The 25,823-nt window shown below is 72.3% G+C and carries 20 protein-coding genes and 1 pseudogene; 15 read left to right on the top strand and 6 right to left on the bottom strand.

The window, feature by feature from the left end:
- Positions 1 to 162: 162 nt before the first annotated feature.
- The 10 genes from ACFY3J_RS17940 to ACFY3J_RS17895 all read left to right on the top strand — a co-directional run bounded on the left by ACFY3J_RS17940 (position 163) and on the right by ACFY3J_RS17895 (position 9,423).
- Positions 163 to 1,854: a nitrite/sulfite reductase gene (locus ACFY3J_RS17940; protein WP_390841223.1), complete on the top strand. Its 1,692-nt coding sequence runs from the start codon at positions 163 to 165 to the stop codon at positions 1,852 to 1,854.
- Positions 1,851 to 2,033, top strand: a complete 183-nt coding sequence (locus ACFY3J_RS17935; protein ID WP_361412369.1) for a hypothetical protein — start codon at positions 1,851 to 1,853, stop codon at positions 2,031 to 2,033. The genes ACFY3J_RS17940 and ACFY3J_RS17935 overlap by 4 nt, the downstream gene beginning before the upstream one ends.
- Entirely contained in the window at positions 2,030 to 2,740 is a 711-nt protein-coding gene (locus ACFY3J_RS17930; protein ID WP_384176972.1) for a phosphoadenylyl-sulfate reductase, read from the top strand. The genes ACFY3J_RS17935 and ACFY3J_RS17930 overlap by 4 nt, the downstream gene beginning before the upstream one ends.
- Before the next feature lie 48 nt (positions 2,741 to 2,788).
- On the top strand, positions 2,789 to 3,325 hold the full coding sequence (cysC, locus tag ACFY3J_RS17925; RefSeq protein ID WP_384176974.1) for an adenylyl-sulfate kinase: 537 nt from the start codon (positions 2,789 to 2,791) through the stop codon (positions 3,323 to 3,325).
- The gene (gene cysD / locus ACFY3J_RS17920) at positions 3,322 to 4,266 is read left to right on the top strand and encodes a sulfate adenylyltransferase subunit CysD (RefSeq protein ID WP_384176976.1); all 945 of its coding nucleotides are present in this window, start codon (positions 3,322 to 3,324) and stop codon (positions 4,264 to 4,266) included. Before cysC ends, cysD begins: the two co-directional genes overlap by 4 nt.
- A 2-nt stretch (positions 4,267 to 4,268) precedes the next feature.
- The gene (locus tag ACFY3J_RS17915) at positions 4,269 to 5,603 is read left to right on the top strand and encodes a sulfate adenylyltransferase subunit 1 (protein ID WP_390841222.1); all 1,335 of its coding nucleotides are present in this window, start codon (positions 4,269 to 4,271) and stop codon (positions 5,601 to 5,603) included.
- 225 nt (positions 5,604 to 5,828) lie between these two features.
- Positions 5,829 to 6,977, top strand: coding sequence for an aliphatic sulfonate ABC transporter substrate-binding protein (locus ACFY3J_RS17910; RefSeq protein WP_390841221.1), 1,149 nt, complete (start codon positions 5,829 to 5,831; stop codon positions 6,975 to 6,977).
- Positions 6,978 to 7,013: 36 nt separating this feature from the next.
- The gene (locus tag ACFY3J_RS17905; protein WP_384176982.1) at positions 7,014 to 7,793 is read left to right on the top strand and encodes an ABC transporter ATP-binding protein; all 780 of its coding nucleotides are present in this window, start codon (positions 7,014 to 7,016) and stop codon (positions 7,791 to 7,793) included.
- Positions 7,780 to 8,670, top strand: a complete 891-nt coding sequence (locus ACFY3J_RS17900) for an ABC transporter permease (RefSeq protein ID WP_390841220.1) — start codon at positions 7,780 to 7,782, stop codon at positions 8,668 to 8,670. Before ACFY3J_RS17905 ends, ACFY3J_RS17900 begins: the two co-directional genes overlap by 14 nt.
- 6 nt (positions 8,671 to 8,676) lie before the next feature.
- Entirely contained in the window at positions 8,677 to 9,423 is a 747-nt protein-coding gene (locus ACFY3J_RS17895) for a sirohydrochlorin chelatase (protein ID WP_390841219.1), read from the top strand.
- Between the two features lie 247 nt (positions 9,424 to 9,670).
- On the opposite strand, the gene ACFY3J_RS17890 is transcribed toward ACFY3J_RS17895, so the two are convergent.
- Together ACFY3J_RS17890 and ACFY3J_RS17885 are read right to left on the bottom strand one after the other, a co-directional pair.
- The gene (locus ACFY3J_RS17890) at positions 9,671 to 10,288 is read right to left on the bottom strand and encodes a DsbA family protein (protein WP_390841218.1); all 618 of its coding nucleotides are present in this window, start codon (positions 10,286 to 10,288) and stop codon (positions 9,671 to 9,673) included.
- A gap of 43 nt (positions 10,289 to 10,331) precedes the next feature.
- On the bottom strand, positions 10,332 to 11,423 hold the full coding sequence (locus tag ACFY3J_RS17885) for a ketopantoate reductase family protein (protein ID WP_390841217.1): 1,092 nt from the start codon (positions 11,421 to 11,423) through the stop codon (positions 10,332 to 10,334).
- A gap of 67 nt (positions 11,424 to 11,490) precedes the next feature.
- Between ACFY3J_RS17885 and ACFY3J_RS17880 the strand changes: the two genes are divergently transcribed.
- Complete coding sequence (locus ACFY3J_RS17880; protein ID WP_390841257.1) at positions 11,491 to 12,318, top strand: aldo/keto reductase; 828 nt, start codon at positions 11,491 to 11,493, stop codon at positions 12,316 to 12,318.
- Positions 12,319 to 12,363: 45 nt separating this feature from the next.
- Here the strand turns inward: ACFY3J_RS17880 and ACFY3J_RS17875 are convergent, their stop codons facing one another.
- Positions 12,364 to 12,912 (bottom strand): DUF1697 domain-containing protein, encoded by a 549-nt coding sequence (locus ACFY3J_RS17875; protein ID WP_384176992.1) that lies wholly within the window; start codon positions 12,910 to 12,912, stop codon positions 12,364 to 12,366.
- 260 nt (positions 12,913 to 13,172) lie between these two features.
- Between ACFY3J_RS17875 and ACFY3J_RS17870 the strand changes: the two genes are divergently transcribed.
- Positions 13,173 to 15,425 carry an MMPL family transporter gene (locus ACFY3J_RS17870; protein ID WP_384176995.1) on the top strand — a complete coding sequence of 751 codons (2,253 nt, stop codon included), beginning with the start codon at positions 13,173 to 13,175 and terminating at the stop codon, positions 15,423 to 15,425.
- A gap of 20 nt (positions 15,426 to 15,445) precedes the next feature.
- Here the strand turns inward: ACFY3J_RS17870 and mgt are convergent.
- Positions 15,446 to 16,691, bottom strand: a pseudogene (gene mgt / locus ACFY3J_RS17865) (macrolide-inactivating glycosyltransferase).
- 139 nt (positions 16,692 to 16,830) lie between these two features.
- Here mgt and ACFY3J_RS17860 point away from each other — a divergent pair.
- Entirely contained in the window at positions 16,831 to 17,694 is an 864-nt protein-coding gene (locus ACFY3J_RS17860; RefSeq protein WP_390841216.1) for a phosphotransferase enzyme family protein, read from the top strand.
- Between the two features lie 271 nt (positions 17,695 to 17,965).
- Here the strand turns inward: ACFY3J_RS17860 and ACFY3J_RS17855 are convergent, their stop codons facing one another.
- Positions 17,966 to 18,688 (bottom strand): 3'-5' exonuclease, encoded by a 723-nt coding sequence (locus tag ACFY3J_RS17855; protein WP_384176999.1) that lies wholly within the window; start codon positions 18,686 to 18,688, stop codon positions 17,966 to 17,968.
- 109 nt (positions 18,689 to 18,797) lie between these two features.
- Complete coding sequence (locus ACFY3J_RS17850; RefSeq protein WP_384177001.1) at positions 18,798 to 20,036, bottom strand: SAV2148 family HEPN domain-containing protein; 1,239 nt, start codon at positions 20,034 to 20,036, stop codon at positions 18,798 to 18,800.
- A gap of 727 nt (positions 20,037 to 20,763) precedes the next feature.
- Between ACFY3J_RS17850 and glgX the strand changes: the two genes are divergently transcribed.
- Together glgX and treY are read left to right on the top strand one after the other, a co-directional pair.
- Entirely contained in the window at positions 20,764 to 22,881 is a 2,118-nt protein-coding gene (gene glgX, locus ACFY3J_RS17845) for a glycogen debranching protein GlgX (protein WP_384177003.1), read from the top strand.
- Between the two features lie 559 nt (positions 22,882 to 23,440).
- Positions 23,441 to 25,795 (top strand): malto-oligosyltrehalose synthase, encoded by a 2,355-nt coding sequence (gene treY / locus ACFY3J_RS17840; protein ID WP_384177005.1) that lies wholly within the window; start codon positions 23,441 to 23,443, stop codon positions 25,793 to 25,795.
- The last annotated feature ends 28 nt before the right edge of the window (positions 25,796 to 25,823 follow it).

Here is a 25,823-nt window from a genome sequence, read left to right as displayed (position 1 = left end):
CCACGGGCCCGGGTCCACCGGTTCTCCCGCTTTTCCGGTTTTTCTGCTTTCCCCCGCTTTCCCCACCTGCGCACAGACGCGCATACCTGCCCGTCTGCCGATGTGCCCTGCGCCCACGCAGGTAAGAGCCGCATTCCCGCTGTCCCGAAGGACGTATCGACCATGGCCGCCTCTCCGCAGAACCCCACCGCGCCCCGCCGCAAGGTGAGCCGTCACCGCGGCGAGGGGCAGTGGGCCGTGGGGCACCTGACCCCGCTCAACGGCAACGAGCAGTTCAAGAAGGACGACGACGGTCTCAATGTGCGGACACGCATTGAGACGATCTACTCCAAGCGCGGTTTCGACTCGATCGACCCCAACGACCTGCGCGGCCGGATGCGCTGGTGGGGGCTGTACACCCAGCGCAAGCCGGGCATCGACGGCGGCAAGACCGCGATCCTGGATCCGGAGGAGCTGGACGACCGCTACTTCATGATGCGCGTGCGCATCGACGGCGGCCGGCTCACCACCCGGCAGCTGCGGGTCATCGGCGAGGTCTCGCAGGAGTTCGCGCGCGGCACCGCCGACATCACCGACCGGCAGAACATCCAGTACCACTGGATCCGGATCGAGGACGTGCCGGAGATCTGGAACCGCCTGGAGGCCGTCGGCCTGTCCACGGTCACCGCCTGCGGCGACACCCCGCGCGTGATGATCGGCTCCCCCGTCGCGGGCATCGCCGAGGACGAGATCGTCGACGCCACCCCGGCGCTGGAGGAGATACAGCGCCGCGTCCTGGGCAACAAGGCGTACTCGAACCTCCCCCGGAAGTTCAAGACGGCCATCTCCGGCTCGCCGCTGCTCGACGTGGTCCACGAGATCAACGACGTCGCGTTCGTGGGCGTGCGCCACCCCGAGCACGGGCCCGGCTTCGACCTGTGGGTCGGCGGCGGCCTGTCCACCAACCCCAAGCTGGGCGTGCGGCTGGGCGCCTGGGTGCCGCTGGAGGAGGTCCCGGACGTCTACGAGGGCGTCCTGTCGATCTTCCGTGACTACGGCTACCGGCGGCTGCGCAACCGGGCCCGGCTGAAGTTCCTGGTCGCCGACTGGGGCGCGGAGAAGTTCCGCCAGGTACTGGAGGACGAGTACCTGAAGCGCGGGCTCGTCGACGGGCCCGCCCCCGAGGAGCCGGTCCAGAAGTGGCGCGACCACGTCGGGGTCCACCGGCAGAACGACGGCCGTCACTACGTCGGTTTCGCCCCGCGGGTCGGCCGCGTCGACGGCGCCACCCTGACGAAGATCGCCGAACTGGCCGAGGCGCACGGCTCGGGACGGGTCCGTACCACCGTCGAGCAGAAGATGATCATCCTCGACGTCGAGGGGGACCAGGTCGACTCGCTGGTCGCCGGTCTGGAGGCACTGGACCTCACCGCCCGGCCGTCCACGTTCCGGCGCGGCACCATGGCCTGCACCGGCATCGAGTTCTGCAAGCTCGCCATCGTCGAGACCAAGGCGCGCGGCGCCACGCTGATCGACGAACTGGAGCGCCGGCTGCCGGACTTCGACGAGCCGATCACCATCAACCTCAACGGCTGCCCGAACGCCTGCGCCCGCATCCAGGTGGCGGACATCGGCCTCAAGGGCCAACTGGTCGTCGACGACCGGGGCGAGCAGGTCGAGGGCTACCAGGTGCACCTGGGCGGCGCGCTCGGCCTGGAGCCCGGCTTCGGCCGCAAGGTGCGCGGACTGAAGGTGACGGCGCGGGAGCTGCCCGACTACATCGAGCGGGTCCTGACCCGCTACCAGGAGCGGCGCGAGGACGGCGAGCGGTTCGCCGCCTGGGCCGCCCGGGCGTCCGAGGAGGAGCTGTCATGAGCGAGCGGGCCGCCCCCTTCTACTGCCCGTACTGCGGCGAGGAGGACCTCCGTCCGAGCGAGGAGGGCCACGGCGCCTGGGAGTGCGCGGGATGCAACCGGGCCTTCCGGCTGAAGTTCCTCGGGCTGCTCGCCCGGGGCGTCGGGCGAGCCGGCCACGAAGGGGACGAGGGGATATGACCACGACTCCGGAAGCAGGCGTGGAAGCCGGGTTGAAGGCGCTGGCCGAACAGGCGGGCCGCGACCTGGAGGACGCCTCCGCGCTGGAGATCCTCCAGTGGGCGGCCGCCACCTTCGGCCGCCGGTTCTGCGTCACCTCGTCCATGGAGGACGCGGTGGTCGCCCACCTCGCCTCCCGTGCGATGCCGGGCGTGGACGTGGTGTTCCTCGACACCGGTTACCACTTCCCGGAGACCATCGGCACCCGCGACGCGGTCGAGGCCGTGATGGACGTCCACGTCATCACCCTCACCCCGGAGCGGACGGTCGCCGAACAGGACGCCGAGTACGGCCCGAAGCTGCACGACCGTGATCCGGACCTGTGCTGCCGGCTGCGCAAGGTGCGGCCGCTGGAGGAGGGCCTGAAGGGCTACACGGCGTGGGCGACCGGACTGCGCCGCGACGAGTCCCCGACCCGGGCGAACACCCCGGTCGTCGGCTGGGACGAGAAGCGGCGGAAGGTCAAGATCTCCCCGATCGCCCGCTGGACCCAGGACGACGTGGACGCCTACGTCGCCGAACACGGCGTCCTGACCAACCCGTTGCTGATGGACGGCTACGGCTCCGTGGGCTGCGCGCCCTGCACCCGTCGCCTGCTGGAGGGCGAGGACGCGCGCGCCGGCCGCTGGGCGGGCAGCGCCAAGACCGAGTGCGGACTGCACGGCTGACCCATGACCGTGCTTTCCACGACCGCTTCCAGACACAGGGAGACACACGTGACGACCGGAGCCACCGTCTGGCTCACGGGTCTGCCGAGTGCCGGCAAGACCACCATCGCGCACGAACTGGCCGGACGGCTGCGTGCGGAGGGCCATCGCGTCGAGGTGCTCGACGGCGACGAGATCCGCGAGTTCCTCTCCGCGGGCCTCGGCTTCAGCCGCGCGGACCGGCACACCAACGTGCGGCGCATCGGCTTCGTCGCCGAACTGCTCGCCCGCAACGGCGTCAAGGCGCTGGTCCCGGTGATCGCGCCGTACACCGACAGCCGCGACGCGGTGCGCGAGTGGCACGCGAAGAACGGCACGGCGTACCTGGAGGTGCACGTCGCCACCCCGGTCGAGGTGTGCTCCGTACGCGATGTGAAGGGTCTGTACGCCAAGCAGGCCGCGGGCGAACTGACGGGGCTGACGGGCGTCGACGACCCGTACGAGCAGCCCCTGTCGCCGGACCTGCGCGTCGAGTCGCAGCACCAGACGGTCCAGGAGTCGGCGGCTTCCGTGCACACGCTGCTCAGCGAAAGGGGACTGGCATGACGACCGTCGCCAAGACCAAGGCGGGCGACGAGGGGACGGGCAGTCCGTACGCCCTCTCCCACCTGGACGCGCTGGAATCCGAGGCGGTGCACATCTTCCGCGAGGTGGCGGGCGAGTTCGAGAACCCGGTGATCCTGTTCTCCGGGGGCAAGGACTCCATCGTCATGCTGCACCTGGCGCTGAAGGCGTTCAGGCCCGCCGCGGTCCCCTTCTCGCTGCTGCACGTGGACACAGGGCACAACTTCCCCGAGGTCCTCGACTACCGCGACCGCACGGTGGCCGGGCACGGCCTGCGGCTGCACGTCGCCTCCGTGCAGGACTACATCGTCCGTGGCGTCCTCAAGGAGCGCCCGGACGGCACCCGTAATCCACTGCAGACCCTGCCGCTGACCGAGAAGATCCAGTCCGAGCGGTTCGACGCGGTCTTCGGCGGCGGCCGCCGCGACGAGGAGAAGGCCCGCGCCAAGGAGCGGGTGTTCTCGCTGCGGGACGAGTTCTCCCAGTGGGACCCGCGCCGTCAGCGGCCCGAGCTGTGGAACCTCTACAACGGCCGGCACGCGCCCGGCGAGCACGTCCGGGTGTTCCCGCTGTCCAACTGGACCGAGCTGGACGTGTGGCAGTACATCGCCCGCGAGGGCATCGAGCTGCCCGGTATCTACTACGCCCACACGCGCGAGGTCTTCCGGCGCGACGGCATGTGGCTGACCGCCGGCGACTGGGGCGGCCCCAAGGACGACGAGGCCGTGGAGAAGCGGCTCGTGCGCTACCGCACCGTCGGCGACATGTCGTGCACCGGCGCCGTGGACTCCGACGCCGACACCATCGAGAAGGTGATCACCGAGATCGCCGCCTCGCGCCTCACCGAGCGCGGCGCCACCCGGGCCGACGACAAGCTGTCCGAGGCCGCGATGGAAGACCGCAAGCGCGAGGGGTACTTCTAGACATGACCACGACCACGACCACGGACCTGGCGGCCACCACCCTGCTGCGGTTCGCCACCGCCGGCTCCGTCGACGACGGCAAGTCCACCCTCGTGGGCCGGCTGCTGCACGACTCCAAGTCGGTCCTCGCCGACCAGCTGGAGGCCGTGGAGCGTGCCTCCGCGAGCCGCGGCCAGCAGGCCCCGGACCTCGCGCTGCTGACGGACGGGCTGCGCGCCGAGCGCGAGCAGGGCATCACCATCGACGTGGCCTACCGCTACTTCGCCACCCCGCGCCGCCGGTTCATCCTCGCGGACACCCCGGGCCATGTGCAGTACACGCGGAACATGGTCACCGGCGCGTCCACCGCCGAACTGACGGTGATCCTGGTGGACGCCCGCAACGGCGTGGTGGAGCAGACCCGCCGGCACGCGGCGATCGCCGCGCTGCTGCGCGTGCCGCACGTGGTCCTGGCCGTGAACAAGATGGACCTGGTCGACTACCGGGAGTCCGTGTTCGCCGCGATCGCCGAGGAGTTCACGGCCTACGCCACCGAACTGGGCGTCCCGGAGGTCACCGCCGTCCCGATCTCGGCGCTGGTCGGCGACAACGTGGTGGAGCCGTCCGCGACCATGGACTGGTACGGCGGCCCGACCGTCCTGGAGCACCTGGAGACGGTCCCGGTCAGCCACGACCTGGCGCACTGCCACGCGCGGCTGCCCGTGCAGTACGTGATCCGGCCGCAGACCGCCGAGCACCCCGACTACCGCGGCTACGCCGGCCAGATCGCCGCCGGCAGCTTCCGGGTCGGCGAGGCGGTGACGGTGCTGCCGTCCGGCCGCACCACCCGGATCTCCGGCATCGACCTGCTCGGTGAGCCGGTCGACGTGGCCTGGACGACGCAGTCGGTGACGGTCCTGCTCCAGGACGACATCGACGTCTCGCGCGGCGACCTGATCGTGCCGAGCAAGGACGCGCCCGCCACCACCCAGGACGTCGAGGCGACCGTCTGCCACGTCGCCGACCAGCCGCTGACCGTCGGCCACCGGGTGCTGCTCAAGCACGGCACCCGCACGGTCAAGGCGATCGTCAAGGACATCCCGTCCCGGCTCACCCTGGACGACCTGTCCCTGCACCCGCACCCCGGGCAGCTCGTCGCCAACGACATCGGCCGGGTGAAGATCCGCACCGCCGAGCCGCTGCCGGTCGACTCCTACGCCGACTCGCGGCGCACCGGCTCGTTCATCCTGATCGACCCCTCCGACGGCACCACGCTCACCGCGGGCATGGTCGGCGAGTCCTTCGCCGCCCCGGTACCGGTCAAGGACGAGGCGGACGAGGACGGCTGGGACTTCTGACCATGAACTCCCCCGACTTCTACTCGACGTTCGCCAAGGAGGGCGGCCGGGTCGGCAGCGGCGCCCTCGGCAGCGGACAGGGCGGAGTGGCCCGATGTGCGCGCTGACGTACGCGCACTGCCCGCGCGCCCTCACCCCCCACCATCCGCGTAGAAGAAGACCTGCCGACCTCCCGGCCACGACCTGACGGGCGTGACCGCCGGGCCTGCGAGAGGACAGCCTCCCGTGCCAGCCAACCTTCCCCCGTTCCGCAACCGCCCGACCGGGGGCACCCGCACGCCCGTACTCCGCCGCGGCCTCGCCGTGGTCGCCGCCCTGCCCCTGCTCGCGCTCGCCGCCTGCGGCTACGGCTCCCAGGCCGACGACGACGGCGCCAAGCAGAAGGTGGCCGCCGGGGCCGAGAAGACCGACGGTCTCGACTCGGTCAGGATCGGCTACTTCGGCAACCTGACGCACGCGACCGCGCTGGTCGGGGTGCAGAAGGGCTTCTTCCAGAAGGAGTTGGGCGCGACGGTCGTCAAGCCGTCGGTATTCAACGCCGGGCCGTCCGAGATCGAGGCCCTCAACTCCGGCTCCATCGACATCGGCTGGATCGGCCCGTCCCCGGCGATCAACGGCTACACCAAGTCGGCCGGCAAGAGCCTGCGCATCATCGGCGGTTCGGCCTCCGGCGGGGTCAAGCTCGTGGTCGACCCGAAGAAGATCAAGTCCCTGAAGGACGTCAAGGGCAAGAAGATCGCGACCCCGCAGCTGGGCAACACGCAGGACGTGGCGTTCCTCAACTGGATCGCGGAACAGGGCTGGAAGGTCGACGCGCAGAGCGGCAAGGGCGACGTCTCCGTGGTCCGCACCGACAACAAGATCACCCCGGACGCCTACAAGTCCGGCTCCATCGACGGCGCCTGGGTGCCGGAGCCGACCGCGTCCAAGCTGGTCGCCGAGGGTGCCGAGGTGCTGCTGGACGAGGCGTCGCTGTGGCCCGACAAGAAGTTCGTGATCACGAACATCATCGTGTCGCAGAAGTTCCTCGAGGAGCACCCGAAGGCCGTCGAGGCGGTACTGAAGGCCTCCGTGGACACCAACAAGTGGATCAACGCCAACCCGGACGAGGCGAAGGCCGCGGCGAACAGGCAGCTGGGGATCGACTCCGGCAAGGAACTGCCGGAGAACGTCCTGGACCCGGCGTGGAAGTCCATCCGGATCACCGACGACCCGCTGGCCTCGACTCTCGACGCCCAGGCGCGGCACGCGGTCAAGGCGGGCCTGCTGCAGAGCCCGAAGCTGGCCGGCATCTACGACCTCGCCCCGCTGAACAAGGTCCTCAAGGCCGCGGGCGAGCCGACCGTCAGCGACGCCGGTCTCGGCGCCGAGTAAAGCCCGTAGCCGAAGAGTTCCCAGGAGGTGACGACCATGGCCACGACCCTTGCCAGGGCCGCCGAGACCGTAGCGCACGCGGCCCGCCTCGAGAACGTCTCGAAGTCCTTCGCGGCACCGGGCGGACAGCAGCTCGTGCTGGACGGCATCAGCCTCGATGTCGCTCCGGGCGAGTTCGTCACCCTCCTGGGGGCCTCGGGCTGCGGCAAGTCCACCCTGCTGAACCTGGTGGCGGGGCTGGACCGGCCCACCGCCGGGTCCATCACGACGGACGGCCGCCCCGCCCTGATGTTCCAGGAGCACGCCCTCTTCCCCTGGCTGACCGCGGGCAAGAACATCGAACTCGCGCTCAGGCTGCGGGGGGTGGCGAAGCCGGAGCGGCGCGGCCGGGCCGAGGAGCTGCTCGAACTCGTCCGGCTGAAGGGCGCGTACGGCAAGCGCGTCCACGAACTGTCCGGCGGGATGCGCCAGCGCGTGGCGATGGCCCGCGCGCTGGCCCAGGAGAGCAACCTGCTGCTGATGGACGAGCCGTTCGCGGCGCTGGACGCCATCACGCGGGACGTCCTGCACGACGAGCTGACCCGGATCTGGCAGCAGACCGGGGTGTCGGTGCTGTTCGTCACGCACAACGTGCGCGAGGCGGTGCGGCTGGCCCAGCGCGTGGTGCTGCTGTCCTCCCGTCCGGGCCGGGTGGCCCGTGAGTGGACGGTGGACATTCCGCAGCCGCGCCGCATCGAGGACGCGCCCGTGGCGGAACTGTCCCTGGAGATCACCGAAGTCCTGCGTGGGGAGATCCGCCGACATGGCCAGCACTGAGACGAAGACGGCGCGGGGCGGCGAACTGGCCGACGTGGAGGCCGGTCTCGACGCCCTGGAGGCCACGACGGCCGGCCGTACGCCGCTGCGCCAGACCCTGGTCAGCAAGGTCCTGCCACCGGTCGTGGCGATCGCGGTGGTCCTGGTGGTCTGGCAGGCGCTGATCTCCCTGAAAGTGGTCGACGACCCGAGCAGGCTGCCCTCTCCCGCCGACGTGGGCGGCGAGTTCAAGGACGCCTGGTTGCAGGGCAAGCTGCTCGGCTTCATCTGGACGTCCGTCTCGCGCGGTCTGCTGGGCTTCGTGTTCGCGCTGGCGATCGGCACCCCGCTGGGCCTGCTGGTGGCCCGGGTGAAGTTCGTGCGCGCGGCCATCGGCCCGATCCTGTCCGGTCTCCAGTCGCTGCCGTCGGTGGCGTGGGTGCCGCCGGCGGTGATCTGGCTGGGCCTGGACAACTCGATGATGTACGCGGTGATCCTGCTCGGCGCGGTCCCGTCCATCGCCAACGGCCTGGTGTCCGGCATCGACCAGGTGCCGCCGCTGTTCCTGCGGGCGGGCCGCACGATGGGCGCGACGGGTGTCCGGGGCGCCTGGCACATCGTCCTGCCGGCCGCGCTGCCGGGCTATCTGGCCGGTCTGAAGCAGGGCTGGGCGTTCTCCTGGCGCTCGCTGATGGCGGCGGAGATCATCGCCTCCTCGCCGGACCTGGGCATCGGCCTGGGCGCCCTGCTGGAGAACGGCCGCAACGCCAGCTCCATGGCCATGGTGTTCGAGGCCATCATCCTGATCCTGTTCGTCGGCATCGCCATCGACCTGCTGATCTTCAGTCCGCTGGAGCGGTGGGTGCTGCGCAGCCGCGGTCTTCTCGTGAAGAGCTGAACGCCCATGATCTCCCAGCCTGTTCTCCTCGTCGTCGCCCACGGCAGCCGCGATCCGCGCCATGCCGCGACCGTGCACGCCCTGGTCCGCCGGGTCCGGGCGCTGCGCCCCGGGCTGCGCGTGGAGACGGGCTTCCTGGACTTCAACGTCCCGTCCGTGCCGGGCGTGCTGGAGTCCCTGGCGGCCGACGGGGTGCGGGACGTCGTGGCGCTGCCGCTGCTGCTGACCCGCGCCTTCCACGCCAAGGCGGACATCCCCTCGGTGCTGCGCCGGGCGCCGTCGCGGCTGCGGATCCGGCAGGCGGAGGTCCTCGGCCCCTCACCGCTGCTGACGGCCGCCCTGGAGCGCCGTCTGTACGAGGCGGGTCTCGACCCCGCCGACAAGTCCTCGACCGGGGTCGTGCTGGCCTCGGCGGGGTCCTCCGACCCGGAGGCGATCGCAGTGATCGCAGAAATCGCGCGGGAGTGGCGGCACACCGGATGGTGCGCCGTGCGGCCTGCGTTCGCCTCCGCATCCCCGCCCCGCACCGAGGACGCGGTGCGGGAACTGCGGGAGCTGGGCTGCGCCAAGGTCGCGGTCGCGCCGTACGTGCTGGCACCGGGTTTCCTGCCGGACCGTATCGCTCGGGGCGCGGCCAAGGCCGGGGCCGACGTGCTGGCCGGGGTGCTCGGCCCGGCGCCGGAGGTGGCCCGGGTCCTGCTGGAGCGCTACGACGCCGCCCGGCTGCCGCTGTCCGCGGCCCTGGGAGCCTGACGGGCGGGCGCCCGCTCCGGCCGCGGCCCGGCACTCCCCCGTGGTGCCGGTCCGCGGACGGTCCGACCACCGGCCGCCGGTGATCGGCGAGCGGTGGTGTCGTTCAGTTCAGCGCGCGGCGGTGCGCAAGTGTCACTGCCGTACTACGGGCGGGGATCCGAATGTGGATCATCCAGCCCAAGCCGTGCGCCGAGCGATGCGCGGCCGGTGCGCGGTGCGGTCGGTGCGCGGCCCGGTCGGTCGCGGCTCAGTCGAAGCGGAGTGATCCGGTGCGGGTCCGCTTGAGCTCGAAGAAGTCCGGTCGGCTCGCCAGGACCCGGAAGGCGTCGAACAGTTCGGCCGCCTCGGCCCCGCGCGGGATGGCCCGCAGCACAGGGCCGAACCACACCGTTCCGTCGACATGAATGGTGGGCGTACCCACATACACGCCCGTGTCCGGCTCGGCGCCGGCCTCGTGACTGCGCCGTACCGCCTCGTCGTAGGACGGGTCGTGCGCGGCCGCCGCGAGGTCCTGGTCGAGTCCGAGTTCGGCCAGGGCGCCGGTGACCACCGCCTCGAAGTCCTCCTCCCCGCGTTCGTGGATGCGGACGCCGAACGCGGTGTACAGGTCCCGCAGCACCTTCTCGCCGTGCCGCTCGGCGGCGGCCACCGCGACGCGTACCGGACCGATCGACTTGTCGACCAGTTCCCGGTACCAGTCGGGCAGTTCGTTGCCGGTGTTGTGCAGGTACAGGCTCATGACGCGGAACCCGAGGTCGAGCGGACGCTCGTGTTCCACCTCCAGCAGCCAGCGGGAGGTGATCCAGGCGAAGGGGCAGGCGGGGTCGAAGAAGAAGTCGACGCGGGTCGGCGAGTCAGGGGTCATGCCGTCGACGCTAGTGCGCGATTGGCGCAGGATCGCGGTCCAATCAGGAGGTCTTTTCGTGGGCCACCTGGCCCGCCGGGTCCACCTGGACCAGCGCGTCCGCCTGGGCCGCCCACTCCCCTTGGTCCGCCGAATCCACCGCGTCCGCCAGCCGCACCAGTTCCGCCGGCGGCAGCGAGCCGGGCGCCCGGCGCTCTCGCGCGAAGGTTCCGGCCAGGTGCTGGAGCAGTTCGTTCAGCGGTGCCGGTACGCCGTGCAACCGTCCCAGGAGCACGATCTCCCCGTTGAGGTGGTCGGCCTCGATGGAGCCGGTGCCGCGCATGAGGGACTGCCAGGAGGAGCCGCCGCCGCGCGGGGCGCCCGGCAGCGGCACCAGGGTGATCTTGTCGCCGCGGACCTTCCTCTGCTCCTCGGCGCTCGCCCACGGGATGCCGGCGGCGGCGAGCACCGCCTCGCCCTCGGCGCGCACCCTCGCGTACAGCGCCCGCGTCTCCTCTCCGTCCAGCGGGCCGCTGACCGCCTCGATCGCGTTGGCGAGGTTGTCGAGCAGCTTGGCGTACTGCCAGCGGCTCACGTCCGGCACGACCGGCGCCTCGAAGCGCGCCGACTCCAGGTCGGCGGAGATCCGCCGCAGGGTGTCGTCGGTGCCGTGCGGGTAGCGGCCGAGGTGCAAGATGCCGGTGAGCGGGGTGCCGGCGGCCGAGACGGCACCGGGTTCGACGTGGGTCGCGGGCAGCCAGACGCAGACGCCGTACACGTGCCGGAAGCGGCGCAGGGCGAGTCGCTGTCCCTCCACCCCGTTCTGCGCGCACAGCAGCGGCAGCGTCCGCTCGGCCGTGCCGCCGCCCGCGACCGGCGCCGGGCCCCAGGCCGCCAGCGCCGCCTCGGTGTCCTGTGTCTTGACGGCAAGCACGAGCACGTCGTCGGCGCGCAGTTCGCCGAGCGCCTCGGGCCCGTCCACGGCGGGCAGCCGGTACGTCAGCTCGCCCTCCGGCACCGTCAGCCGCAGCCCGCCCTCCCGCAGCGCCGCGAGGTGCGCTCCGCGCGCGACCAGCACGACCTCGCGCCCGCTCTGCGCCAGCCGCCCCCCGATGACCCCGCCGACCGCCCCTGCCCCGATGATGATGTAGCGCATGGGACGAGCCTCCCACAGCCATCCGTACGCTTCACCGGACGACCGAGGAGACCGTGTGACCCCGGAGATGTTCACGCTCGGCGGCGACCTGCCCGTACGGCGCCTCGGCTACGGCACCGCGCAGCTCACCGGCCCCGGCTACTGGGGCCCGCGCGGCGACGCCCGGGACGCGGTGGCCGTGCTCCGGCGGGCGGTCGAGCGCGGGGTGACCCTGATCGACACCGCGGACAACTACGGACCGTGCGTCGCCGAGGAACTGGTGGCCGAGGCCCTGCACCCCTACCCCGAGGACCTGGTGATCGCCACCAAGGGCGGGGTGGTCCGCACCAGCGACGGCGCCTGGCACATCGACGGGCGGCCAAAAGCACTGCGGGCGATGTGCGAGGCGAGCCTGCGCCGGCTGCGGCTGGAGCGGATCGACCTGTACCAGCTTCACCGGCTCGACCTCGCCGTGCCGATGGCCGAACAGCTCGGCACGCTCGACGAGTTGCGCGAGGAGGGCAAGATCCGCCACATCGGCCTGGACACCGTCTCGGCCGAACAGCTCGCCGCGGCACTGGAGTCGACCTCCGTCGCCTCCGTCCAGAACCGCTACAACCTCCTCGACCGCGCGTCCGAGCCGCTGCTGGAGCTGTGCGAGGAGCGCGGGATCGCGTTCCTGCCGTGGTTCCCGCTGGGCAACGGCACGTTGACCGGGCACCCGGAGTGCGCCCGGGTCGCCGCCGCGCACGGCGCCACACCGGGGCAGGTGGCCCTGGCGTGGCTGCTGCACCGCTCCCCCGTGCTCTGCCCGACACCGGGCACGGGCACGCTCGCGCACCTGGAGGAGAACCTGGACGCGGGCGGCGTGTCCCTCCGCGCCGCCGAGCTGTCCCGGCTGGCCGCTCTCGGGTGAGCGCGTCCGCCCCGATCGCGTCCGCCCCGATCGCGCCCGCCCGGGTCAGGCGTCCGGGGCGGTCAGCTCGACGAGTTTGAGCACCGTGTTCCAGTTCCGGCTGGTGGCGATCAGGTCCTTGTTCAGCCGCTTTCTGGACAGGTGCTCGGCGAGCTTGGAACGGCCGAGCCCGTCCGGCGCGTACAGGTACAGGGCCCGGTCGCCGAGGCGGAACTCCTCGGGCAGGTAGGCGTCCCGGTCGATCTCCGCGTAGCGCTCCGCCTCGACGGGCGCGGAGAAATAGGTCACGTGCAGCTGCCGGCCCTCCAGTTCTGCGGCCGGGAACGGGCAGGCCTCGGCGACCGCCCGCAGATAGGCGTGGTCGCGCACGATCACGTCCACCGGGAAGCCGAACCGCTTCTCCAGCGCCGCCGTGAACTCGGCGGCCAGCGACTCCTCGTCGCCGTGATCGGCGGCGAAGACGGCCTGGCCGCTCTGCAGATGGGTCTGCACACGGGTGTGGCCGAGCTCCGCCACCAGGGTGCGCAGCTCGGCCATCGGAACCTTCTTGCCGCCCACGTTGATTCCGCGCAGCAGCGCGGCGTACATCGTCATCCGCCCACGATAGAGCGGCGGGCGGAACGCACACCCCTGATCCGCGCCCCCGAGAAGCCGGGATAGGTGTAAGGGGTCGGCGTACTCCCCAGTGCGGAGGAAGCGGGGTCCGGCAGGAGGAGCCCCGGCGGGGGCACTTCACCGGTCAGCACGACGAGCGGGGCATCCCCCCGCACCTACCTTCGATGCGGAAGGCGACGGCAGGGGGTCGTCGCCGCGCACGAGGTCCGCAGGGCCTTTCGAGAAGGGGCAAGCCCGTCATGGTGAACGGAGAGACACGGGCGCGGGGCCTCGCCGCGCGGGCCGGCGGCTGGAGCGCCCGGCATCGATGGGCCGCGGTCGGGATCTGGGTGCTGTTCGTCGTGCTGGCGATGGGGCTGGGTTCGGCGGCCGGCCGGCTGGACGTCAAGGAGAGCGACCAGCTCAAGGGCGAGACGCACACCGCGGCGAAGATCATCGAGGACGCGGGGATCAAGGAACCGGCGAGCGAGACCGTCCTGATCCAGGCGAAGGACGGCTCCGGCAAGGCCACGGACGCCGGCTTCCGGGCGGCCGTCGGCGACGTGATCACGGCCGTCGAGGGAACCGGCCTGGTCACGGACGTGACTTCGCCGTACGACACGAAGACCATCTCCGGGGACGGCCGCAGCGCGCTGGTGCAGTTCGCGCTGCGCGGCGAGGCGGACACCGCGGGCGCGCGGGTGGAGCCGGTGCTCCAGGCCGTGGCGAACGTCCAGAAGGACCACTCCTCGCTGCGGATCGAGGAGATCGGCGGCGCCAGCATGCAGAAGCAGTACTCCGACGCCTTCGGGGACGACTTCAAGCAGGCCGAGTTCTCCGCCGTGCCCGTGGCCCTCGGCATTCTGCTGATCGCCTTCGGCGCGCTGGTGGCCGCGCTGCTGCCGGTGGCGCTGGCGATCACCGCGATCATGGCGACGATGGGCCTGATGGGCATCGTCAGCCACCTCCAGCCGATGAGCGACACCGCCAACTCCGTGATGCTGCTGGTCGGCATGGCGGTCGGCGTCGACTACTGCCTGTTCTACCTGCGCCGCGAGCGCGAGGAGCGGGACGCCGGGCGGGACGCGGGGACCGCGCTGCGCATCGCCGCCGCGACCAGCGGGCGCGCGATCATCGTCTCCGGCGTGACGGTGTGCGTGGCGATGGCGGGCATGCTGTTCACCGGGGTCGCCGAGTTCGAGGCGATGGGCCTGGCCTCGCTGATGGTGGTGGCCGTCGCCATGGTGGGCTCGGTGACCGTGCTGCCGGCGCTGCTGTCGCTGCTGGGCGAGCGGGTCGAGAAGGGGCGCCTGCCGTTCCTGCGGCGCGGCCGGCGCGGCAACGGGGAGAGCAGGTTCTGGACGGCCGTGCTGCGGCGTGTGCTGGCCCGGCCCGTGGTGTCGGCCGTGGTGGCCGTGGGCGCGCTGCTCGCCGTCGCGGCTCCGGCACTGGGCATGAAGACCTCGCAGCTCACGCTGGACCAGGAGTTCGGCGACTCGCTGCCCATCGTGCAGACCTACAAGCGGCTCAACGAGGCCTTCCCCGGCGGCTCCCAGCCCGCCCAGGTGGTCGTCAAGGCCGAGGACGTCAACGCCCCCGAAGTGCGGCAGGCGTTGACCGCGTTCAAGGAACGGGCCATCGCCTCGGGCGCCTCGCGCGGCCCGGTCGACATCAGGCTGCACGAGGACCGGAACGTCGCCCTCGTCTCCGTCCCGCTGGTCGGCGGCTCGGACCTCGACAAGGCGGGCGGGAACCTGGAGAAACTGCGTGACGAGGTGCGGCCCGCCACGCTGGGCAAGGTCGACGGCCTCCAGGCGCCGATCACCGGCCAGGTGGCCGGCTCGCACGACTTCAACGCCCAGCTCGTCGGCTCCGTCGTGCCGGTCTTCGTCTTCGTCGTGGTCTTCGCCTTCCTGCTGATGCTGCTGTCGTTCCGCTCGCTGACCGTCGCGATCACCTCGATCGTGCTGAACCTGCTGTCCGTGGGCGCCGCCTACGGCATCCTCGTCGCGGTCTTCCAGCACGGCTGGGGCGCGTCGCTGGTCGGCGCCCACGGCGTCGGCGCGATCGTCACCTGGCTGCCGCTGTTCCTGTTCGTGATCCTGTTCGGCCTGTCGATGGACTACCACGTCTTCGTGGTCTCCCGGATTCGCGAGGCGCGGCTGCGCGGCCGGAGCACGAAGGACGCCATCCAGCACGGTGTGGTCACCACGGCGGGTGTCGTCACCAGCGCCGCGGTCATCATGGTCGCCGTGTTCGCGATCTTCGGGACGCTGTCCATGCAGTCGATGAAGCAGATGGGCGTGGGCCTGGCGGCCGCGGTGCTCATCGACGCCACGATCATCCGCGGTGTGCTGCTGCCCTCGGTGATGTCCCTGCTGGGCGAACGCAACTGGTACCTGCCCAAGTGGCTGCACCGCCTTCCGGACCTCACCCACGACGAGACCCCGGAGGCGGTCGCGGGCACGCCCGCCCCGCCTGCTCCGAGCAAGGGCGAGCCACTGGGGGTGTGAGCCTCAGCGGGCGGCGCTTGTCACCCTCTCCCGGCGGGCAGTTCGGCTTCGATGAGGTCGGCCGCCCGCCGGGTGCCGCCTTCCTGGGCCATGGCGGCCTGGACGTCCTTCAGCCGCCGCGCCACCTCGGGGTCGTCGACGAGGGCGAGGGCGGTGGCACGCAGGGTCTCGGCGGTCGCCTCCTCCATGGGGAGGTGGCGGGCCACGCCGAGGCCCTGGAGCATGTCCGCGTTGCCGAACTGGTCGACGGCCTGCGGTACGGCGATCATCGGCGTCGCGGTGGCCATGCCCTCCTGGCTGCCCCCGGCCCCGGCGTGTGTGACGAACAGGTCGGCCTGGCGCAGGATCGCCAACTGCGGTACCCAGGACCGCACTTCGACGTTCGCGGGGACGTCGCCGAGTTCGTCCGAACGCACGTGCTTGCCGACCTGGAGCACCGTGTGCCAGCCCGGCAGCTCACCGAAGGCCCTGACGCACTCCCGGTAGAAGCCGGGCTGCTTGGTGAAGGAGGAGCCGAGCGAGACGAGCACCACCTTCTCGGCCCCGGCGGGCCGCTCCCAGTCGCCCTGCGCCGAGCGGTCGCCCTGGCAGGCGCCGACGAAGCTGTAGACCCTCTCGTCGACCCGGTCGGCATGCGGTTGCAGCGCGCGGGGGATCAGGACGATCGAGCGGTCGGGGCGGCCGGCGAACGGATCCGGGTGCAGGGTGACCCCGTTCTCCGCGAGCCACGCCTCGAAGCGGGCGTAGTAGGCCCGGCCCCGCTCCGTCTTCCGGGGCTCGGCCCACAACGGTTCGGCGACCTCCTCCTCGTATCCCTCCCAGGCCACGAGGTTCGGCGAGAGGGAGATCGCGGGCACCCCCCAGCGGTGGGCGAGGACGCGGGCCGGGTAGGAGGTGATGTCGTGCAGTACGAGGTCCGGCTCGTCGTCCCGGTAGGCCTCGATCAGCTGGGGCAGGGCCTGGATCGCGTCGTTCAGGAACGGCTCGACGTTGTCGAGCAGCGTGCTTCCCCAGGCGGAGGGGTCGTCGTCGGGCGAGGGCAGCGTGGAGTGCCAGGGCTTCACCTCCGCGCCGGTCTCGGCGACCTTGTCCGCGAAGACGGGCGGGATGGCGTACGTCACCCGGTGTCCACGTGCGACGAGTTCCCGGATCACTTCGAGGCTCGGGTTCACGTGTCCGTGGGCGGCGACGGAGAACATGGCGATGTGGGTGCGAGTGGGCATGCCCCGGACCCTAGGCGAGACGATACGTCTCGTGCAACGCGATTTCGGCGCCTGCGGACGGATCGCCCCGGCCGGGACACCGGACACCGGCCCCGACCTGTGCGGATGCGACACTGACCCGGCGAAATGGGCGGGGCTTCGGCGCGGTTGCCGGGGCCCGGACGAGGACACGGAGGCGGACGATGGACGAGGCGCGGGCTCGGGAGGTACTGGCCGGGACGGGGGTGTTGCCCGGTCCGGCACGTGACGCGCGGCTGCTCGCCCTGGGTGAGAACGCGGTGTTCGCCGCCGGGGACCTCGTCGTCAAGGTGGGCCGGGACGCCGAGCTGTGGGACCGGGCTCGGCGCGAGCTGCGGATCGCGCTGTGGCTGGCCGAGGCCGGTGTCCCCGCGGTGCGGGCCGCAGCCGCGGAGGCGATCCTCGCCGAGGGGCATCCGGTGACCGTGTGGCACCGGCTGCCCGATCCGGTGCGGCCCGCCGAGCCGTCGGACCTCGCCGAACTGCTGCGCCTGGTCCACGCCCTGCCCGCCCCCGGCTTCAAGCTGCCGAGCCGCGAGCTGCTCGGCGGCGTGGAACGCTGGCTGCGGCTCGCGGGCGACACGATCGACCCGTCCGACGCGGCGTATCTGCGGGAACGCCGCGACGGCTTCGCGGCGGCCGCCGCCGCGCTCACCCCGCAGCTGCCGCCGGGCCCGATCCACGGCGACGCGCTGCCACGCAATGTGCACGTCGGTCCCGACGGGCCGGTCCTGGTCGACCTGGAGACCTTCTCCTCCGACCTGCGCGAGCACGACCTGGTGGTCATGGCTCTGTCCCGGGACCGCTACGGCCTGCCCGCCGAGGCCTACGACGCCTTCACCGGGACCTACGGCTGGGACGTACGCGAGTGGGAGGGCTGCCCGGTGCTGCGCGGCGCCCGCGAGACGGCCAGCTGCGCCTGGGTCGCCCAGCACGCCCCCAGCAATCCCAAGGCACTGGCCGAGTTCGAGCGCCGGGTGGCGTCCCTGCGGGACGGCGACACCACCGTGCGCTGGTACCCGTTCTGAACCTTCCGTTCCCCCTTCCGACCCGGCCCCTTCCGGTCCCCCTTCCGGCCCGGGACCGGTCGCCGGAGCGGCAACAGCAGCCGGCGCGGGACGAGCGGGAGCCGGTCCACGGGCACTACGAGCATGACCGGAACGGCAAGCCGGCAGCCCGGATCGCGCCCCGGCGCCCGTGACCGGACCATCAAGTCGGCTGCGGCGAGCGGAAACCGGTCCGCGGGCACCACGAGCTCTACCGAACCGGCAAGCCGGCAGCCCGGACCGCGCCCCGGGCTCAGACCGTCTCGCCCGCCGGCTGCCGCAGTGGCCACGCGCCGTCGACCACCGCGTCCGGGTCGCCCTTGCGGCGCAGGAAGTCCTGGAAGTCCGCCGCCCAGGCGGCGTGCCACTCGATCTGGCGGCGGTGCAGCTCCGCCGGGCCGAGGGCCGCGACCTTGGAGTGGCGGCCGGCTATCGCGGCGGCCAGCCGGGCCGCCGCGAGGGCGTCGGCCGAGGCGTCGTGGGCGGCGTCCAGGACGACGCCGTACTCCGCGCAGACCGCCTCCAGGGTGCGCTTACCGCGGCGGTAGCGGTCGGCCCAGCGGTCGATGGTGTACGGGTCGACGACCGGGCCCGGCTCCGCTCCGCCCAGGCGGTCACTCAGGGACGGCAGTCCGTACCGGTGCAGTTCGGCGGAGAGCAGGGTCAGATCGAAGGCCGCGTTGTACGCCACGACCGGCACGCCCGCCTTCCAGTAACCGGTCAGGACGTCCGCGATGGCGTCCGCGACCCGGTCGGCCGGCTCGCCCTCGGCGGCCGCGCGTTCGTTGCTGATCCCGTGCACCGCCACCGCCTCCGCCGGGATCTCCACGCCGGGATCCGCCAGCCACTCCCGGCGACCCGCCGGCTCCCCTCCCCTGACCTCGATCACGGCGCCGGTGACGATGCGCGCCTCGCGCGGATCCGTCCCGGTCGTCTCCAGGTCGAAGCCGATCAGCAGCTCCCGGTGCCAGCCCATGGCGGCCCCCCTTCTCGGTGGTGCGTTCCCCCAGTGGCCTCCACGATCGCACGCGCCACTGACAATCCGAGGACCACGTTCCGCTTTCCGCCCGGGGACTGAGGGCGTTTCAGGACACCGGGCGCGAATCCACCCACATCAGCTCGAACTCCTCGCGATAGGCGGAGAAGAGCCCGCCCTCGTCGATCTCGCCGGGTTTGACCACCTTGTTCCCGTTCCGCAGGACGAAGACGGGGGCCTCCATGCCACGGCTGCGCCGCAGATAGGACTGCACGACCGCGATGCCGTCCGAGCCGTCGCCGTCGACCAGGTAGGCGGTGACGCGGGGGGTCTCGTCGTAGACCTGGATCTCGAAGGCGCCCGGATCGCGCAGCCGGCCGCGCACCCGGCGCATGTGCAGGATGTTCATCTCCACCGAGCGACTCAGCTCCCCGCGCTTGAGCCCGAGTTCGCGCTCGCGCCGCTTCACCGCACTGGAGGCCGGGTTCAGGAACAGCAGCCGCACCCGGCAGCCGGACTCGGCGAGCCGCACCAGGCGGCGGCCGGAGAAGTTCTGCACGAGCAGGTTCAGACCGATGCCGATGACGTCCAGACGGCGGGCGCCGCCGAAGATGTCCTCGGCCGGGAACTGGCGCAGCAGCCGCACCCGGTCGGGGTGCACGGCGACCACGTCCGCGTACCGGTCGCCGACGAGGTCCTCGACCGCGTCGACCGGCAGCCGCCGGGCGGAGGGCACGTCACCGCCGGTGCCGAGGATGTCGAGCAGCCGCGCGGAGGCCCGCTCGGCCTGACTGAGCACCGTCTCGGACAGGGCCCGGTTGCGGGAGACGACGTTGCGGGCCACCTCCAGCTCGTCCAGGGCGAGTTCGACGTCCCGCCGCTCGTCTATGTAGGGCGCGAAGCACGGCCAGTGCTGCACCACCAGCTCACGCAGCTGCGGCAGGGTGAGGAAGCTGATCACGTTGTCGTCGGCCGGGTCGAGCAAGTAGCCCTTGCGGCGGCTGACTTCGCGTACCGCGACGGCCCGCTGCACCCACTCCTGGCCGGCCGGTCCGGCGGCGGCCACCACCCAGTCGTCGCCGTGGACGGGCTCGTAGACGGGGCGCAGCACGGCGGCCACGACGGCGCGCAGCCGCTGTTCGACGAGGTTCAGCCAGATGTAGGCGCGGCCGGCCCGCTGGGCGCGCGTGCGCACCTCGCGCCAGGCGCCCGCGTCCCAGTCCAGCTCCGGCCCGATGGCACCCGCGTCCATCGGCCGGGCCAGGGACACCACACCGGAGGGGACGTCTGCGGAGTGCCCCTCGTGACCCTCGTCACCAGGGGGCAGCTCCAGGCCTCCCGAGCCCACCCGTGCACCGCCTTCCGCTCCCCCGGGCACTCCCCGTCCCAACGATCAAGGAAGGGTACTCCGGGAGCGGTGCGCGACGCAGCCGGATGCACAGCTCCTTTCTCAACTTCCGCACGCTATCTGCCCGTTCCGGCGGGCCAGGGCCTGCCGAGTGAGCTGATTCATAGCCGGTGACCGGCACCGGCCGCCGTCCGCGTCCCGGTCGGCGCCGTATGCCCCCGTGTCCGCCACCCCGCCGGGTGAGGGCCGGTCAGCCTGTTGACCCGCGGTCACGCCGGGCCCCGCGGCGCGCTCGGCCCACCCCGCGCACCTGGGCCTTCTCGTCCCGCGGGCACCGTGCGCCCGCTCTCTCCCGCGAGGGGGCCCGGCGTTCGCGCCGGGTGGGAATCGCGTCCTGCGGCAGCGGCGCGGAGTGCTGCCGCATCCGGGTTCCGGCGCGCGGAGCGCCCTGGCAGCCTGCCCGACGGAGCCGGACGAACGCGAACGCGTGTACCGGCATTCGCCGATCGGGGTGATCACCTCGGAAGAGGGGTGCGGCTGTTCGGGTGTCGTGCGCAGGTCGCACGGTGGGTGCCCGGTGATCTACCGCACGCACTGCCGCTGCCAGAACGCAGTCAGCCCATCGGTTCGGCACACGGACGTGCGTCATAGGCGCATCCCCGACTTTGGTGGAGACTCGGAGCCAAGGCGCCACCCGCGGCGCCGCACACCTGAAAGAGTCTTGTCCATGCAGGTCTGGCCTGGAGAGGCGTACCCACTCGGCGCCACGTACGACGGCGCCGGCACCAACTTCGCGGTCTTCACGGAGGCCGCGGACCGAGTGGAGCTGTGTCTGCTGCACGACGACGGCTCGGAGACGGCGGTGGAACTGCGGGAGAGCGACGCCTTCGTCCGGCACGCGTACGTGCCCGGTGTCATGCCGGGACAGCGGTACGGGTTCCGGGTGCACGGTCCGTACGCCCCGGAGCGCGGACTGCTCTGCAACTCGGCGAAGCTGCTGCTCGACCCGTACGCGCGTGCGATCAGCGGCTCGATCCGGTGGGGCGAGGAGGTGTACGGCTACCACTTCGACGACCCCGGCCGGCGCAACGACCTGGACTCGGCGCCGCACACCATGACGTCCGTCGTGGTCAACCCGTACTTCGACTGGGGCGACGACCGGCTGCCGCGCCGCGGCTACCACGAGACGGTGATCTACGAGGCCCATGTCAAGGGCCTCACCATGCGGCACCCGGGGCTGCCCGAGGAGCTGCGCGGCACCTACGCGGGTCTCGCCCACCCGGCGGTCATCGACCACCTGACCGAACTCGGCGTCACCGCCCTCGAGTTGATGCCCGTGCACCAGTTCGTGAACGATCATCGCCTGGTCGACCTGGGCCTCAACAACTACTGGGGCTACAACACGATCGGCTTCTTCGCCCCGCACAACGCCTACGCCTCCTGGGGCGACCGCGGCCAGCAGGTCCTGGAGTTCAAGTCGGCGGTCCGCGCGCTGCACGAGGCCGGGATCGAGGTCATCCTCGACGTCGTCTACAACCACACCGCCGAGGGCAACCACCTGGGCCCGACGCTGTCCTTCAAGGGCATCGACAACCCGCGCTACTACCGGCTCACCGACGACCCGCGCTATTACATGGACACCACGGGCACCGGGAACTCCCTGCTCATGCGGTCCCCGCACGTGCTCCAGCTGATCATGGACTCGCTGCGGTACTGGGTCACCGAGATGCACGTCGACGGCTTCCGCTTCGACCTGGCGGCCACCCTGGCGCGGCAGTTCCACGAGGTGGACCGGCTGTCGTCGTTCTTCGACCTGGTGCAGCAGGACCCGGTGGTCTCCCAGGTGAAGCTGATCGCCGAGCCCTGGGACGTCGGCGAGGGCGGCTACCAGGTGGGGAACTTCCCGCCGCTGTGGACCGAGTGGAACGGCAAGTACCGCGACACCGTGCGGGACCTGTGGCGCGGCGAACCGCGGGCGCTCGCCGAGTTCGCCTCCCGGCTGACCGGCTCCTCCGACCTCTACCAGGACGACGGCCGCCGCCCGCTGGCCTCGATCAACTTCGTCACCTGCCACGACGGTTTCACCCTGCGCGACCTGGTCTCGTACAACAACAAGCACAACGAGGCCAACGGCGAGGACAACCGGGACGGCGAGAGCCACAACCGGTCCTGGAACTGTGGCACCGAGGGCGAGAGCGACGACCCCGGGGTGCTCGAGCTGCGGGCCCGGCAGGCGCGGAACTTCGTCGCGACGCTGATGCTGTCCCAGGGCGTGCCCATGATCAGCCACGGTGACGAGTTCGCGCGCACCCAGCGGGGCAACAACAACGCCTACTGCCAGGACAACGAGCTGTCCTGGGTGCGCTGGCCGGAGCCCGGCGAGCAGGACGGCGAACTGCTGGACTTCGTCCGGGCGATGGCGGGGCTGCGCAGGGACCACCCGGTCTTCCGGCGGCGCCGCTTCTTCCACGGGCGGCCGGTGGAGGGCACGCACGACGAGCTGTCCGACATCGCCTGGTTCACCCCCGAGGGCCGGGAGATGACCCAGCAGGACTGGGACTCGGCGCGGGCCTCCGCGCTGACCGTCTTCCTCAACGGCAACGCGATCTCCGAGCCCGGCACGCGCGGGGAGCGTATCGCCGACGACTCCTTCCTGCTGCTGTTCAACGCCGCGCCGAAGCCGCTCGACTTCGCCGTGCCGGTCGATCACGGGCGCCAGTGGCAGGTGGTGGTGGACACCGCGCGCACGGACCCGGTCCCGCCGGGCACCGGCCCCAAGGTGCGGGCCGGGGAACGGCTCACCCTGACGGACCGCAGCCTGACGGTACTGCGACGACCGGCTTAGCGCTCCCCGGACCGGAAGCCGACGTGGCGCTCCCCGGGGCGGAAGCCGGGGTGGCGCTCAGGCCGGGCCCCAAGCCGGACGAGGCGCCCGGCGCAGCGCCCGCCCTCCTGGGCGGAGAGCCGACGTGGCACCCCGGACCGGAAGCCGGCGTGGTGCTCCCTGAGGCGGAAGCCCGGCGTGGTGCTCCCTGGGGCGGAAGCCCGGCGTAGCACTCCCGGCCGGGGCGAGGCGCCAGTACAGCGTCCACCCTCCCAGGCAGGGAGCCGACGTGGCGCACCGGAAGCCGACGTAGCCCACCCGAGCCGGAAGCCCGGCGCAGCACTCCCGGCCGGGGCGAGGCGCCAGTACAGCGCCCACCCTCCCAGGCAGGGAGCCGACGTGACACCCCCGGACCGGAAGCCGACGTAGCACCCCCCGCGCCGGAAGCCCGGCGTGGCGCCCCCCTCCCGGGCGAGGGCAGGCGTCCGTCCGGGCGAGGGCACTCACCCGCCCGCGTGGGGCGCAGGGCACATGGCGGCCGGGTGACACCAAAGGCGGCCGGGCGGGTACGTAGCTCTCCATGACATCCGAGACACCCGAGCGTCCCGAGTCCGTCGTGCCCACGGCCACCTACCGGCTCCAGCTCCAGCCCGAGTTCCCGTTCGCGGCCGCGGAGCGGGCCGTGCCGTACCTGGCCTCGCTCGGCGTCTCGCACCTGCACCTGTCGCCCGTCCTCCAGGCCGTACCCGGCTCCGCGCACGGCTATGACGTCGTGGACCCCACACGGGTGCGCGACGAGCTCGGCGGTGAGGAGGGCCTGCGGGCGCTGGCGCGCACCGCGCGGGAGCACGGGCTCGGCCTGGTCGTGGACATCGTGCCGAACCACATGGCCATGGCCCCGCGGTACAACCACGCCCTGTGGGAGGTGCTGCGGGAGGGCCCCGCGTCTCCGTACGCGCGCTGGTTCGACATCGACTGGGAGGCCCAGGGCGGCAAGGTGCTGCTGCCCGTGCTCGGCCGTCCGGTGGGCCGGGAGGCCGGCGAGCTGGAGGTGGACGGCGACGTCCTGCGCTACCACGACCACGCCTTCCCGCTGCGCGAGGGCACCGGGAGGCTGCCGCTGCCCGAACTGCTGGACGCGCAGTGGTACCGGCCGGTGTGGTGGCGACTGGCCCGTACGGAACTGAACTACCGGCGCTTCTTCAGCATCTCGGAGCTGATCGGGGTGCGGGTGGAGGACCCGGAGGTGTTCCGGGCGACCCACGCCAAGATCCTCCAGCTGCTGGCGGATGGGGTGGTCGACGGGCTGCGCGTCGACCACCCGGACGGACTCGCCGACCCCGACGCCTACCTCCGGCGGCTGCACGAGGCGACCGGCGGGCGCTGGACGGTCGTCGAGAAGATCCTCTCCGACGGCGAGCACCTGCCGGCCTCCTGGCCGGTCGCGGGCACCACCGGCTACGACGCCCTGCGGCACGTCGACGGCCTGTTCACCGACCCGGCCGGAGCGGGCGAGCTGGCCGGGCGGTACCGGCGGTTCGCCGCTCCGCGCGACGACAGCGGCGGGGACTGGGAGGCGACGGTACGGCGGGCGGCGTACACGGTGATCACGCACGAGCTGGCCGCCGAGACGGAGCGGCTGACCCGGGTGGCGAACCGGGTGTGCGCCACCTCCCCGGACCCGGCGCTGCGCGACCGCGCTCCCTGGGCGCTGCGCACCGCCCTGCGGGAGCTGCTGGTCCGCCTCCGCGTCTACCGGCCCTACACCTCCGTGGACCCGGCGTCCGTGGTCACCGAGCGGGCCGCCGAGGAGGCCCGGCTCGCCTTCGTGGTGCCGGAGGAGGGCGAGGCCGTCGACGTGGTGCGCGACCTGGTCGTCGGGCGGGCCGGATCCGGGCCCGACGCCGTGGAGTTCCGCACCCGGTTCGCGCAGGCCGCTTCCGCGTTGCGCGCCAAGTCCGTCGAGGACACCGCCTATTACCGGTACGTGCCGCTGCTGTCGGCCAACGAGGTGGGCGGCGAGCCCGGTCACCCGGCGGTGTCCCCGGAGGACTTCCACGCGTACTGCGCCCGGGTGCAGCGCGACTGGCCGGTCACCGGGACCGTGGTCTCCACGCACGACACCAAGCGCAGCGCCGACGTACGGGCGGCGCTGGCCGTGCTCACCGAGTGCCCGCGCGTCTGGGCGGATCTGCTGGACGAGGTGACCGGCGGCGGGAAGGGCGTGCCGGACCCGCAACTGGCGTGGGCGGCCTGGCAGACGGTGTTCGGCCTCGGCCCCGCCGACGGGGAACGCGTGCGGCAGGCGCTGCTGAAGCACGTACGGGAGGCGGGCCTCCACACGAGCTGGACCGAGCAGCGGCCCGCGTACGAGGAGGCGGTGGCACGGTACGTCGACGAGGGGCCGTGCGGGCCACCGGCGGGGCCGGTGACCGCCCTGCGCACCGCGCTCGAACCGCATATCCGGGCGAACGTCCTGGGTACGGCCCTGGTGCACCTGACGATGCCCGGCGTGCCCGACGTGTACCAGGGCACGGAGGCCGAGTACCGGGCCCTGGTCGACCCGGACAACCGGCGCCCGGTGCGGTTCCCGCCCGCCGACGCGGGCGACAAGGGCGCGGTGACGGTGGCGGCGCTGCGGCTGCGCGCCCGCCGGCCGGAGGTCTTCGGCCCGGCGGCGACGTACGCCCCGCTGCTCGCCGAGGGGCCGGCGGCGGCCCATTGTGCGGCGTTCGAGCGCTCCGGGGAGGTGGTCACGGCCGTGACCCGGCTGTCGCTGCGGCTGGCGGAGGCGGGCGGCTGGCGGGACACCCGGCTGCCCCTGCCGCCGGGCCGGTGGTCCGACGCGCTGACCCCCGGGCGGGAGTTCGAGGGGCACGTGCCCGTGGCGGAACTCTTCGAGCGGCTGCCGGTGGCGCTGCTGGAGCACGCTTGACAGGACCCGGCGTCCGTGGGGTACTGCG

The organism is Streptomyces sp. NPDC001231 (assembly GCF_042896885.1).
Taxonomy (GTDB): Bacteria; Actinomycetota; Actinomycetes; order Streptomycetales; family Streptomycetaceae; genus Streptomyces.
Note: the sequence above shows the minus strand (reverse complement) of the source record. Positions and strands in the feature narration are given on the sequence as shown.

Coding starts and splice junctions, on each gene's coding strand:
- ACFY3J_RS17940 (WP_390841223.1), top strand. CDS start 163: ATGGCCGCCTCTCCGCAGAACCCCACCGCGCCCCGCCGCAAGGTGAGC.
- ACFY3J_RS17935 (WP_361412369.1), top strand. CDS start 1,851: ATGAGCGAGCGGGCCGCCCCCTTCTACTGCCCGTACTGCGGCGAGGAG.
- ACFY3J_RS17930 (WP_384176972.1), top strand. CDS start 2,030: ATGACCACGACTCCGGAAGCAGGCGTGGAAGCCGGGTTGAAGGCGCTG.
- cysD (WP_384176976.1), top strand. CDS start 3,322: ATGACGACCGTCGCCAAGACCAAGGCGGGCGACGAGGGGACGGGCAGT.
- ACFY3J_RS17915 (WP_390841222.1), top strand. CDS start 4,269: ATGACCACGACCACGACCACGGACCTGGCGGCCACCACCCTGCTGCGG.
- ACFY3J_RS17905 (WP_384176982.1), top strand. CDS start 7,014: ATGGCCACGACCCTTGCCAGGGCCGCCGAGACCGTAGCGCACGCGGCC.
- ACFY3J_RS17900 (WP_390841220.1), top strand. CDS start 7,780: ATGGCCAGCACTGAGACGAAGACGGCGCGGGGCGGCGAACTGGCCGAC.
- ACFY3J_RS17895 (WP_390841219.1), top strand. CDS start 8,677: ATGATCTCCCAGCCTGTTCTCCTCGTCGTCGCCCACGGCAGCCGCGAT.
- ACFY3J_RS17890 (WP_390841218.1), bottom strand. CDS start 10,288: ATGACCCCTGACTCGCCGACCCGCGTCGACTTCTTCTTCGACCCCGCC.
- ACFY3J_RS17885 (WP_390841217.1), bottom strand. CDS start 11,423: ATGCGCTACATCATCATCGGGGCAGGGGCGGTCGGCGGGGTCATCGGG.
- ACFY3J_RS17880 (WP_390841257.1), top strand. CDS start 11,491: ATGTTCACGCTCGGCGGCGACCTGCCCGTACGGCGCCTCGGCTACGGC.
- ACFY3J_RS17875 (WP_384176992.1), bottom strand. CDS start 12,912: ATGACGATGTACGCCGCGCTGCTGCGCGGAATCAACGTGGGCGGCAAG.
- ACFY3J_RS17870 (WP_384176995.1), top strand. CDS start 13,173: ATGGTGAACGGAGAGACACGGGCGCGGGGCCTCGCCGCGCGGGCCGGC.
- ACFY3J_RS17860 (WP_390841216.1), top strand. CDS start 16,831: ATGGACGAGGCGCGGGCTCGGGAGGTACTGGCCGGGACGGGGGTGTTG.
- ACFY3J_RS17855 (WP_384176999.1), bottom strand. CDS start 18,688: ATGGGCTGGCACCGGGAGCTGCTGATCGGCTTCGACCTGGAGACGACC.
- glgX (WP_384177003.1), top strand. CDS start 20,764: ATGCAGGTCTGGCCTGGAGAGGCGTACCCACTCGGCGCCACGTACGAC.
- treY (WP_384177005.1), top strand. CDS start 23,441: ATGACATCCGAGACACCCGAGCGTCCCGAGTCCGTCGTGCCCACGGCC.